Raw genomic sequence first — 11,918 nt, 5'->3', positions numbered from 1 at the left:
GGAACATCCTTTTTTATTTAATGCCAAAAACTTCCGCTAACGGACTAATTGCTCTATGCTGCAAAACAGAGAAAGGACTTCTTTGTCAAAAATTAACGGAATAATAAATGAAAATAGTTAATGTCATAGCGCTAATATTCGCCACCATAATCGTATCGGTCATCTTTACTAACTACTTTATAAAAGAACCAACAACCACTCCAGAGTTAACGTCTATAGCCCCACTTGATTCTACAGATGTGATCAATCAAAAAATAACAGCAACTCTCGTCTCATCTAATCAACAAAGCCCAGAAGAAAACCAAAAGGTAGAAATTCAACCGATTGCAAACACAAGCATATACTCTGAGATCACTGATCATCAATCAACAGATGCCTTCTTTATTAATAGCCAAGGTACTGTAAATAGCGGAGCAATAACAAAGGTAGCGAAGAATATGAATAAATTTATTCAGCACATATCTAATCTACCTTTAGACAGTGAGCTCGCCATCAAAAGAGACAGCCAGCTCAAGCAACAGCTATTAGAACTTAAAGAGGCGAATATATTTGACCAACACCTAGCATGCGCAGGTCGAATATGTGCCATCTCGCTAATAGCAGATGAGATATCAGCAGAAAATAAAGCTCACTTAGCTAGGTTTGACTCCAACATCAGCTTTGTAAGTTTGAATACAAATGAGTTTGGTGAAGTGGAATTTAAGGCTATCTACTTACACACTGACGACCCATCGAATTTAGTAATGACACAACCTTAGTTAAAAACTATTTTTTGTAACAAAAACAATCTATTGTGTGGTCATCGAACATACCAACGGCTTGCATGAACGCATAGCAAATTGTCGGACCGACAAAGTTAAATCCCATTTTTTTTAGCGCTTTTGACATTGCTTCTGATTCACTAGTTTGTGTAGGGAAATCTTTACTTGAAGTAAAATGATTCACTATGGGTTCACCACCAACAAAGCTCCATAAAAACTCTGAAAAATCATTACCATGCTCTACATAAGCCATGTAGCCCTTGGCGTTTTTAATAATCGAATTCACCTTTAAACGATTGCGAACAATCCCAGGGTTAAGCAACAGTTCTTCTATTTTATCATCATCAAAAGTAGCAATAATTGCCGGGTCAAAATGGGCAAAAGCAGCTTCGTAATTCTGTTGTTTCTTCAAAATAGTTAACCACGACAACCCTGCTTGCTGTCCATCAAGGCAGAGTTTGGCAAACAGTTCATGGCTGTCGTATACAGGTCGACCCCACACTTTATCGTGATACTCTTGATAGATAGGATCTTTTCCGACCCAACCGCAACGTGTCACTTCCATTGTCATAATCCTATATTTTTAATCTATGAGATAAAAAATAACCTATATAAGCTTAATCCTACAAGGTATAATCGACACCATTTTCTATTTAAGCTTCCAGGCAGTAGACAAGCGGATATGACGACCAAACACGACGTAAAAACATTCCAAGGTTTCATAATGACCCTTCAGGAATACTGGGCGCAGCAAGGTTGCGCAATCGTACAACCATTGGACATGGAAGTAGGTGCTGGAACATTCCACCCTATGACCTTCTTACGAGCCTTAGGCCCAGAGCCAATGAGCTGTGCCTATGTTCAACCTAGTCGCCGCCCTACTGATGGCCGTTATGGCGACAACCCGAATCGCCTACAACACTTCTATCAATTCCAAGTCGTGTTAAAGCCATCTCCAGATAATATTCAAGAGCTTTATCTGGGTTCTTTGGCTGCCGCAGGTGTCGACATGAACATTCATGACGTGCGCTTTGTTGAAGACAACTGGGAATCACCTACTCTAGGTGCCTGGGGTCTAGGCTGGGAAGTTTGGTTAAACGGCATGGAAGTGTCGCAATTTACTTACTTCCAGCAAGTAGGTGGATTGGAGTGTAAGCCTGTAACAGGTGAGATCACTTACGGCCTTGAACGTCTTGCAATGTACATTCAAGAAGTCGACAACGTGTACGACCTCGTATGGACAGACGGCCCATTGGGCAAAGTGATGTATGGTGATATTTTCCACCAGAACGAAGTTGAGCAATCAGCTTATAACTTTGAACATGCTAATGTTGAAGTGTTATTCAGAAATTTTGATGACTGCGAGAAAGCCTGCCAACATCTGCTAACACTTGAAAAGCCGCTACCATTACCTGCTTACGAGCAAGTCATGAAAGCCTCTCACGCATTTAATTTGCTTGATGCACGCCACGCTATTTCGGTTACTGAACGCCAGCGCTATATCTTACGCGTTCGTACCATGGCTAAGGGTGTTGCTGAAGCTTACTATCAAGCACGTGAAGCTCTTGGCTTCCCAATCGGTAAGTAGAGGAATAACTTATGAATTTTGAAAACTTACTGATTGAAGTAGGCACTGAAGAACTACCTCCAAAATCTTTGCGTAAGCTAGCTGAGTCTTTTCTTAGCAACTTTACAGATGAACTAAAAAAAGCTGAGCTTAGCTTTGAAACTGCGGTATGGCATGCAGCCCCTCGCCGTTTAGCTATCTGCATTAACCAACTTGCTTTAGCTCAGGCTGACAAAGTGGTCGAAAAACGTGGACCAGCAGTAGCACAAGCATTCGATGCAGACGGTAACCCCACTAAAGCCGCTATGGGCTGGGCCCGTGGTAATGGTATTACTGTAGAGCAAGCTGATCGTCTTAAAACTGATAAAGGTGAATGGTTACTACATCAAGCTAAAGTGGTTGGTGTTGAAACAAAAAGCCTTATTGCCGCGATGGCACAACGCTCTTTAGACAAGCTGCCTATCCCTAAGCCTATGCGCTGGGGTAACAACACCACTCAATTTATTCGCCCAGTTCACACAGTGACGATGCTCCTTGGCAGTGATGTTGTTGAAGGTGAGTTGTTAGGTATAAAGTCGGCTCGCGTTATTCGTGGTCACCGCTTTATGGGCACACCAAGCTTCGAGCTTGATCATGCCGACAACTATCTATCAGCACTAAAAGAACAAGGTAAAGTAGAGGCCAACTATGAGGTGCGTAAAGCACTGATTAAAGCCGATGCAGAAGCAGCAGCGACTAAACTAGGTGGCGTAGCCGATCTAGAAGACGACTTACTGGAAGAGGTTACATCACTGGTTGAATGGCCAGTAGTGCTAACGGCGAGCTTCGAAGAGAAGTTCTTAGACGTGCCGGCTGAAGCCTTGGTTTACACCATGAAAGGCGACCAAAAGTACTTCCCAGTATTTGATAAAGCGGGCCAGCTAATGCCTAACTTTATCTTTGTCACCAATATCGAATCTAAAGATCCGCAGCAGATTATTGCCGGTAACGAGAAAGTGGTTCGCCCACGTCTTGCCGATGCAGAATTCTTCTTCGAAACCGATAAGAAAAACTCACTAGAGTCTCGTCTTACAAGTTTAGAAACTGTGGTATTCCAAAAGCAGCTTGGCACCATCAAGCAGCGCGTAGAACGCATATCAGCAATGGCCGGTTATATCGCCACCAGCATTGGTGCTAATAGCGAAGAAGCTGCGCGTGCAGGGCTTTTATCTAAGTCTGACTTGATGACTAACATGGTCATGGAATTCACCGATCTTCAAGGCACCATGGGTATGCATTACGCACGTCTTAATGGTGAGACTGAAGCGGTAGCCGTGGCATTATCAGAGCAATACAAGCCTAAGTTCTCAGGCGATACAGTGCCAACCGCCCCTATCTCAATTAGTGTTGCCTTAGCTGAAAAGCTAGACACCTTAGTGGGTATTTTTGGTATTGGCCAAGCACCGAAAGGCGCAGCGGATCCATTTGCACTACGTCGTGCAGCCATTGGTATTCTACGTATCTGTTTAGAAAACAACTTACCACTCGATCTTGTTGATTTGATTGCTAAAGCACAAGAGTTACATGGTGAAACGTTAACGAACGACAAGGTTGCAGAGCAAGTACTTGAGTTCTTTATGGGTCGCTTCCGTGCTTGGTACCAAGATCAAGGAGTGAGTGTAGACGTTATTCTAGCCGTATTGGCTCGTCGCCCTACCGCACCTGCAGATTTTGAAAGCCGCATTAAAGCTGTTGCTCACTTTAGAACGTTAGAGCAAGCATCAGCACTGGCTGCCGCTAACAAGCGTGTATCAAACATCTTGGCTAAAGTAGAAGGTGAACTTCCTGCGACTATCGACGGTGCACTGCTCGTTGAACCAGCAGAAAAAGCCCTCGCCACTAAGCTAAATGAACTGCAACCACAATTAGCACCGCTGTTTGCTGCGGCTAACTATCAAGAAGCGCTAGCATTACTGGCAAACCTACGTGAAAGCGTGGATACCTTCTTTGAAGATGTGATGGTGATGGATGACGATGAAGCCCTTAAGAACAACCGCCTAGCGCTACTTACTAGCCTACGTGAACAGTTCTTACATGCTGCTGATATCTCACTGCTGCAGTAATGTAATTTTGTTACTGTAACCCAATAAAAAGCCCCTTAATTAGGGGCTTTTTTGTATCTGCCCCTAGGTGATAACCGCAAATTAAAACATAATAAGCTTTTGATGTAGCTCATCAAAACCGCCTCTATCAAGACCAGCTTCTAGCAACAACCGATTAAGTTGCTGCTCATTGAGCTTATCGGCTTCAAACAACATAGAGCATTCACTGATTAAGTTAGCCCGCCAAACAACTTCAGCTAAGCCACCAACAGGCTTAGAATCCACAACAGCCAAACGACCAAGCTCAGCCTCAAATACTGCTGGTAACTGCCAGTGCTGGGCAAGTAAGGCGCTTAAACTTAACGATTTCGCTGTCATAACCTGTCGAAATAAGCTTGAGCAAGGTTGCTCACCCGGATCGGCCTGCTTAAAAGCTTCTAATAGCAACTTGAAGATAGCGATTTTACCAACATCATGAATAAGCCCTAATAGAAATGCACTGTCAGCATCTTCATCAGTTAACTCGCTTGCAAGGTAAGCGACTTGCATTGAGTGACGCCAGATCTGTGAGCCAAAACGGCGAAAATAGATGGCTTTGATCTCGATACAGTCCCGCAATAACGCCGTAGTAATAAAGCGCCTTATCTGCTCTCGGCCAAGTTGCACAATAGCCAGTTGTAAACTGGTGATCTCTTTTTCACTGCGCCTAAACAAAGGAGTATTACATAGCTTTAGCACTTCAACACTCAGCACAGGGTCTTTTTCTATGAGCGCCAGTAAAACCTTAGTGTTGCTAGATTCATCTGCTAACTGTTTATCTAGCGCCGCCACTTGTGTCGGGAGTTTCAACACTCTTTCCGCAATGGCTTTAGGAGAAGACAGTGCTGCCTCTACCCGTCTAAATACGCTCTTTTCTAACTCGTTAGCCACACCATTTTGTAAGGTGCTAGGAAATAACAAACTATAAAACAGTGCTGATATATCGATGGGCGCTACAGGCGGTATGGCTGAAGGAGTATTGTTTATTGGAGGTACTGATGAGATAGCTTGAGAGTATTCTGCCTGACCGCTGAAACTTTTAGGTTTCTCAATGATCACTTTATCTCTGATATTAAACAGCTTTTTAAACGCTTTTTTGAACAATTTCGATGACCGGGAGTAATAATATCCACCACTGTTAAGGCTGTGGTAAAGATTAATATGCAATACAACAAAAAAAATCGGCGCTGTATGCGCCGATTTCACTATTTGCAAAGTAAATACTTTCGCAATAAGACTATACGTCTAAGTTAGCCACGTTAAGCGCGTTAGACTCAATAAACTCACGACGAGGCTCAACGTGATCACCCATCAAACAAGTGAATAACTGGTCAGCACCAATCGCATCTTCAATGGTCACTTGCAGCATACGACGAGACTCTGGATCCATTGTAGTTTCCCACAACTGCTCAGGGTTCATCTCACCCAATCCCTTATAACGTTGGATATATTGACCACGTTTAGCTTCACTCATTAACCAATCAAGTGCTTCAATAAAGCTAGTGACATCTTTAGTCCGTTCGCCACGCTGAACATAACCGCCAGCTTCAACTAGACCATCAATCTCAGCACCTAACTTAACAATGCGCTGATAATCGGTAGACTGGAAAAAGTCATATGTGAACAGATAGTTAGTATCAATACCATGCTTACGAATAGTAATTTTTGGTAGATAAACCTGACGCTCTGGATCAAGAATAGGCTCTGCACTATACAAGATACCGCCAGACTCTTTTTCAATTAAGTCAGCAATAAAGGCATCAGACCAAACTTTAACTTGTGCTTCATCACTCAACATCTCGTTAGTTAATGTTGGGTGGTACAACATCAAGTCAACAATGTTAGTTGGGTAACGCTTTTCAAGACGCTTAATAACCGCTTCTACTTCGCGGTACTGCTTAACCAATGTCTCTAGCGGCTGGCCAGACATACCTGGTGCACCTTGCGAAGGATAAACATTAGCGTTATCCAATGCTTGAGTCGTTAGGTACTCAGTTAGTGCAGGATCATCTTTTAGATACTGCTCTTGCTTACCCTTTTTCACTTTGTACAAAGGTGGCTGTGCAATATAGATATAACCACGTTCGATAAGCTCAGGCATTTGACGGAAGAAGAAGGTCAATAGCAAGGTACGAATGTGCGAGCCATCGACGTCGGCATCGGTCATGATAACAATGTTGTGATAACGGGTCTTATCAGGATCATATTCATCACGGCCAATACCACAACCGAGTGCAGTAATCAGCGTGACCACTTCTTGCGAAGACAACATTTTATCAAAACGTGCTTTTTCAACGTTTAAGATCTTACCTTTAAGCGGAAGAATCGCTTGGTTCTTACGGTTACGTCCCTGCTTGGCTGATCCGCCAGCAGAGTCACCTTCCACTATGTATATTTCAGAAAGACCTGGGTCCTTCTCTTGGCAATCGGCCAACTTACCTGGCAAACCACCTAAATCTAATGCGCCTTTACGACGTGTCAATTCACGGGCTTTACGCGCCGCTTCACGAGCACGAGATGCATCGATGATCTTACCAACAATCAACTTAGCTTCATTTGGATGTTCAACTAGGTAATCAGCTAACTGCTCACCCATTGTCTGCTCAACAGCCGTTTTAACTTCACTCGACACCAATTTGTCTTTGGTCTGTGAGCTAAATTTAGGATCTGGAACCTTAACAGAGATAACAGCGGTCAAACCTTCACGAGCATCATCGCCAGTCGCGTTAGTCTTGCCCTTCTTGTTATAACCCTCTTTTTCCATGTAGTTGTTCAGGTTACGCGTCAACGCACCACGGAAACCCGCTAAGTGAGTACCACCATCGCGCTGAGGAATGTTGTTAGTAAAACAGAAGATGTTCTCTTGGAAACCGTCATTCCACTGCATAGCCACTTCAACGGTAATACCGTCGTCACGCTCATGAATAAAATGGAAAACTTCTTTGTTTACCGGTGTCTTGTTAACGTTTAAGTAGTCAACAAACGCACTAATACCGCCTTCGTACTTGAAGAACTCATCTTTATCATCACGCTCATCAATTAAGCGAATACCTACACCTGAGTTTAGGAAAGACAGTTCACGGACACGCTTGGCAAGAATCTCAAAATGAAACAGAACATTGGTGAACGTATCGGTACTTGGCCAGAATCTTAGCTCAGTACCGGTATTAGTCGAATCACCAATCTCTTTAACAGGCGCATCAGGTACACCGTGGGTGTAAAATTGCTCATAAAGCTTACCGTCACGACGAATGGTCAACTGCACCTTACTAGAGAGTGCGTTTACCACTGAAACACCTACACCGTGAAGACCACCAGAAACTTTATACGAGTTATCATCGAACTTACCGCCAGCATGCAGTACCGTCATGATCACTTCAGCCGCAGAAATACCCTCTTCTGGGTGAATCGCAACTGGGATACCACGTCCATCATCTTTAACCGAAACGGAACCATCGGCATGAATAGTAATAATGACGTCGTTACAGTGGCCGGCTAATGCTTCATCGATAGAGTTATCGACCACTTCGAATACCATGTGATGTAGACCGGTGCCATCATCGGTATCACCAATGTACATTCCTGGTCTTTTACGTACCGCATCAAGGCCTTTTAATACCTTAATACTCGAAGAATCATAACTATTCTCTGACATATTATACTCTCGTCGGTTATTCAATTACCGTTACACACCCATGTTCCACATGGAACACCTTACTTGGCGGCGTGATTAACGAATCGACTATTGCTGCTGGTTCGATTGCCGTGACAAAAACTTGTGCCCCGGTATCTGCTAACTGCTGTAGCAATAGTTTTCTATGCTGTGCATCCAATTCCGATGGAAGATCATCCACCAGATAAATACTTTTTTTATCTATTTGTTGTTTGAGCAACTTTCCTTGTGCAATACGCAATGCACAGACTAACAATTTCAACTGTCCGCGGGACAAAGCATCTTGTGCAGGTAGTGTTCCTACCCGCAACCTTAAGTCCGCTTTATGAGGTCCGCTGACGGTAAAGCCTGTGGCTAAATCTCTGGGATACTGCGTCTCGAGCAGCTGTGCATACTCTGTTTTACTATCCCATCCTCGGGTAAAAGAAACCTTCACATCAACCTGAGGTAAAAACTCTTCGATTATACCCTTAAGTAGCTCATTTAACGAGTCTACATATTGCTTTCGTATATCGGTAACCAGTTCAGCATAACGAATAAATTCTTTATCCCAAAATTGTATCGAACTATAGGGCGATTCATCCCTGAGCAACTGATTTCGTTGCTTTATAATTCGTCGTACATTTACCCATGCCGCATAAAAACGAGGGTCAGAATGGAACGCACCCCAATCAATAAACTGCCGTCTGGCTTTTGGCCCCTCAAAAAGCAATGAAAAGCTTTCGGGAGTGATCACCTGAATCGGTAATGTTTCCGCTAACGTCGATAAACGTTTAACTTTATCGCCATTAATTTTAACTTCAATCTCGCCGCTTCTAAAACGTCTGAGGCCTATCTTACTGTCCTCTTCACCGGTTTGCATATTGGCAAATAACGTCAGCGCATCTTGGTCATGTTGAATAACTCGCTGCGACAGATGACTGCGAAAAGAGCGCCCCATTCCCAAAAAATAGATGGCTTCTAAAATGCTGGTCTTGCCACTGCCATTTTTGCCATAAATTAAATTGAGCCCTTCACCTGGCTGCAACTGCGCAGAGACAATATTACGGAAAGCTTCAATATGAAGACGGTTAAGGCTCATTAATACCCTTTAAATGCAACGGGGAGGATTTTTCTGAAGTGGTCATTTATACCAGATAAAGCCGACGGTGTGTCGAAGTACTTTATCTGGTCTCTAAAGCAGAATAAAACAGTCTGTTATAAGCGCATTGGCATAACAACATACATAGAGTTCTGCTCTATGTGATTATCGATAAGTGCGCTTGAATTACCATCAATAAGCGTAATACGCACGTCATCAGAAGGTAAGTTGTTTAATACATCCAGTAGATAACTGACGTTAAAACCAATCTCTAACGGAGTGTTTTCGTATTCAACATCTAAGATCTCTTCCGCTTCTTCCTGTTCAGGGTTATTGGCAGTGATCTTAATCAGGTTGTTTTCTAACTGTACTCGCACACCACGAAACTTTTCATTCGATAAAATAGAAGCACGTAGCAACGCCTGTTTAAGCTGCAGACGGTTGGCAATAACAATCTTATCGCCGCCTTTTGGCAACACTCGGCGATAATCAGGGAAACGTCCGTCGACCAGCTTACTGGTAAACACAGCAGTCGCTGTCGTCGCTCTAATGGCGTTGTCACCAATAGCGATGGTGACATCTAAATCATCACCTTCGAACGAGCGCATCAGCTCTAACACGCCTTTACGCGGCACAATTACCTGCTTTTCAGGCAAAGTGGCGTCAATAATACGATGACTCAAAGCAAGACGGTGACCATCGGTTGCGATAGCACGCAAAACATTACCTTCGGTCTCTAATAACAAGCCATTGAGGTAGTAACGTACATCTTGATTAGCCATTGAGAACTGAGTCGCATCAATCAAGGACTTCATCGTGCCTTGCTTGAGGGTAAATTCAATATCAGCTGTAAACGCTTCTACATTCGGGTACTCTTCAGCAGGCAAGGTTGCCAACGTAAAACGGCTGCGACCAGAACGTAACAATAAACGGTTTTCTTGCTGTTCAATCTTAAGCTCGACCAGATCAGGTAAAGACTTAACAATATCTAGAAATTTTTTCGCTGGAACCGTGGTTCGCCCTTCAATGACGTCACCCTCAAGTTGAACTTCACCCACCAATTCAACTTCTAAATCGGTGCCAGTCAACTTAAGTGAGTGAGCACTTACTTCTACTAAAAGGTTCGCCAGAATAGGCAAGTTGTGACGTCTCTCCACCGCTCCACTAACTAACTGAAGTGGCTTTAATAGGGCATCCCTATCAATAGAAAATTTCATTCGTTTCAACTCCCTGATATTAAGAAGATAAGGTTCTTATCAAGTTAGCATAATCTTCTTTAATGTCATGACTTTCTTCACGCAACTGCGCAATTTTACGACATGCATGTAAAACGGTTGTATGGTCACGGCCACCAAATGCATCACCAATCTCAGGCAAGCTTTGGTTGGTAAGTTCTTTTGATAATGCCATCGCCATTTGTCTTGGACGTGCCACACTGCGTGAACGACGCTTCGACAACATATCAGCCATTTTAATTTTATAGTACTCAGCCACGGTCTTTTGAATATTATCGATAGTGACCAGCTTTTCTTGCAGTGCAAGTAAGTCACGTAATGCTTCGCGGACGAAATCGATAGTAATTGGACGACCGGTAAAGTTCGCATTAGCGATAACACGGTTTAACGCGCCTTCAAGCTCACGAACATTAGAACGCAAACGCTTAGCAATAAAGAATGCCACTTCATCAGGTAAGTTAATGCCACTCTCTTGTGCTTTACGCATCAAGATCGCCACACGAGTTTCTAGTTCAGGTGGTTCAATAGCAACCGTTAAGCCCCAACCGAAACGAGATTTAAGACGATCTTCAACACCGTCGATCTCTTTTGGATACTTATCTGACGTCAGAATGATCTGATGATTACCTTCTAATAGTGCGTTAAAGGTATGGAAAAATTCTTCTTGTGAACGATCTTTGTTGGCAAAGAATTGAATGTCATCAATAAAGAGTGCATCAACACTGCGGTAGTAACGCTTAAATTCTTCAATTGCGTTGTTTTGTAGGGCTTTAACCATATCCTGTACAAAACGCTCTGAATGCATGTAAACCACTTTAGCATCAGGCTTGTTCTTAATAATGCCATTACCCACGGCGTGCAAAAGGTGGGTTTTACCCAAACCAGTACCGCCATAAAGAAACAGTGGGTTATAAGCACCGCCCGGATTCTCAGCAACCTGCATTGCAGCCGCTTTACCTAATTGGTTTGATTTACCTTCAACGAAGTTATCAAACTGGTAGGTCGGATTAATGTTGCTACGATGATTAGCCGAGGGCGCTGGAGCAGAATGCGGAGTATTAAAAATAGGTTTCTCTACCGCTTGTCTAACCGCTTGTCTAACCGCAGGTCGACTTCTGATCGAAGCGGTAGCCTGCACAATTGGCTTAGCCGATGGACGACTGCCTATATCAAAGCGCAAGTTAGGTGCATCAGCACCCATTTGTTCAATAAAGAATTGATTGATGATATTAAGGTATTTGTCTCTAACCCAATCTAAAACGAAACGGTTAGGTGCATATATGACAAGCGTATCGCCTTCCATCTCTGCCTGTAACGGTCTTATCCACATACTGAATTGCTGAGCAGAAAGCTCATCTTGCAGCCTTGCGATACATTGTTGCCAAAGTGAAACCGCCACGTACTTATCCCCAAAACATCTTACAAAAGAGGTGTATTCTATAGTGAGATCACGCTGATCGCTATCCTTTAAATATATTTAT

At 43.3% G+C, this 11,918-nt stretch carries 9 protein-coding genes; 3 read left to right on the top strand and 6 right to left on the bottom strand.

The annotated features are described in order from the left end of the window. The first annotated feature begins 107 nt into the window (after positions 1–107). Positions 108–758 (top strand): hypothetical protein, encoded by a 651-nt coding sequence (locus CXF83_RS01195; RefSeq protein WP_101089173.1) that lies wholly within the window; start codon positions 108–110, stop codon positions 756–758. Between the two features lie 7 nt (positions 759–765). Here CXF83_RS01195 and CXF83_RS01190 read toward each other — a convergent pair whose 3' ends face one another. Further along, a complete protein-coding gene (locus CXF83_RS01190) occupies positions 766–1,326 on the bottom strand; it encodes a DNA-3-methyladenine glycosylase I (protein WP_101089172.1) in 561 nt (186 codons plus the stop codon). Positions 1,327–1,443: 117 nt separating this feature from the next. On the opposite strand from CXF83_RS01190, the gene glyQ reads away from it, so the two are divergent. After that, on the top strand, positions 1,444–2,349 hold the full coding sequence (gene glyQ / locus CXF83_RS01185) for a glycine--tRNA ligase subunit alpha (protein ID WP_101089171.1): 906 nt from the start codon (positions 1,444–1,446) through the stop codon (positions 2,347–2,349). Between the two features lie 11 nt (positions 2,350–2,360). Then, on the top strand, positions 2,361–4,430 hold the full coding sequence (gene glyS / locus CXF83_RS01180; protein ID WP_101089170.1) for a glycine--tRNA ligase subunit beta: 2,070 nt from the start codon (positions 2,361–2,363) through the stop codon (positions 4,428–4,430). 81 nt (positions 4,431–4,511) lie between these two features. Here glyS and CXF83_RS01175 read toward each other — a convergent pair whose 3' ends face one another. The 5 genes from CXF83_RS01175 to dnaA all read right to left on the bottom strand — a co-directional run bounded on the left by CXF83_RS01175 (position 4,512) and on the right by dnaA (position 11,836). Beyond that, the gene (locus CXF83_RS01175) at positions 4,512–5,552 is read right to left on the bottom strand and encodes an HDOD domain-containing protein (RefSeq protein ID WP_101089175.1); all 1,041 of its coding nucleotides are present in this window, start codon (positions 5,550–5,552) and stop codon (positions 4,512–4,514) included. A 133-nt stretch (positions 5,553–5,685) separates the two neighbouring features. Continuing rightward, a complete protein-coding gene (gene gyrB, locus CXF83_RS01170; protein WP_101089169.1) occupies positions 5,686–8,103 on the bottom strand; it encodes a DNA topoisomerase (ATP-hydrolyzing) subunit B in 2,418 nt (805 codons plus the stop codon). A gap of 16 nt (positions 8,104–8,119) precedes the next feature. Next, positions 8,120–9,202, bottom strand: a complete 1,083-nt coding sequence (gene recF / locus CXF83_RS01165; RefSeq protein ID WP_101089168.1) for a DNA replication/repair protein RecF — start codon at positions 9,200–9,202, stop codon at positions 8,120–8,122. Positions 9,203–9,318: 116 nt separating this feature from the next. Further along, on the bottom strand, positions 9,319–10,419 hold the full coding sequence (dnaN, locus tag CXF83_RS01160) for a DNA polymerase III subunit beta (protein WP_101089167.1): 1,101 nt from the start codon (positions 10,417–10,419) through the stop codon (positions 9,319–9,321). Between the two features lie 19 nt (positions 10,420–10,438). Next, a complete protein-coding gene (gene dnaA, locus CXF83_RS01155) occupies positions 10,439–11,836 on the bottom strand; it encodes a chromosomal replication initiator protein DnaA (protein ID WP_101089166.1) in 1,398 nt (465 codons plus the stop codon). Between the last annotated feature and the right edge of the window lie 82 nt (positions 11,837–11,918).

The organism is Shewanella sp. Choline-02u-19 (genome assembly GCF_002836205.1).
In the GTDB taxonomy this organism is placed as follows: Bacteria; Pseudomonadota; Gammaproteobacteria; order Enterobacterales; family Shewanellaceae; genus Shewanella.
Note: the sequence above shows the minus strand (reverse complement) of the source record. Positions and strands in the feature narration are given on the sequence as shown.

Coding starts and splice junctions, on each gene's coding strand:
- gyrB (WP_101089169.1), bottom strand. CDS start 8,103: ATGTCAGAGAATAGTTATGATTCTTCGAGTATTAAGGTATTAAAAGGC.
- CXF83_RS01190 (WP_101089172.1), bottom strand. CDS start 1,326: ATGGAAGTGACACGTTGCGGTTGGGTCGGAAAAGATCCTATCTATCAA.
- glyS (WP_101089170.1), top strand. CDS start 2,361: ATGAATTTTGAAAACTTACTGATTGAAGTAGGCACTGAAGAACTACCT.
- dnaN (WP_101089167.1), bottom strand. CDS start 10,419: ATGAAATTTTCTATTGATAGGGATGCCCTATTAAAGCCACTTCAGTTA.
- recF (WP_101089168.1), bottom strand. CDS start 9,202: ATGAGCCTTAACCGTCTTCATATTGAAGCTTTCCGTAATATTGTCTCT.
- glyQ (WP_101089171.1), top strand. CDS start 1,444: ATGACGACCAAACACGACGTAAAAACATTCCAAGGTTTCATAATGACC.
- CXF83_RS01195 (WP_101089173.1), top strand. CDS start 108: ATGAAAATAGTTAATGTCATAGCGCTAATATTCGCCACCATAATCGTA.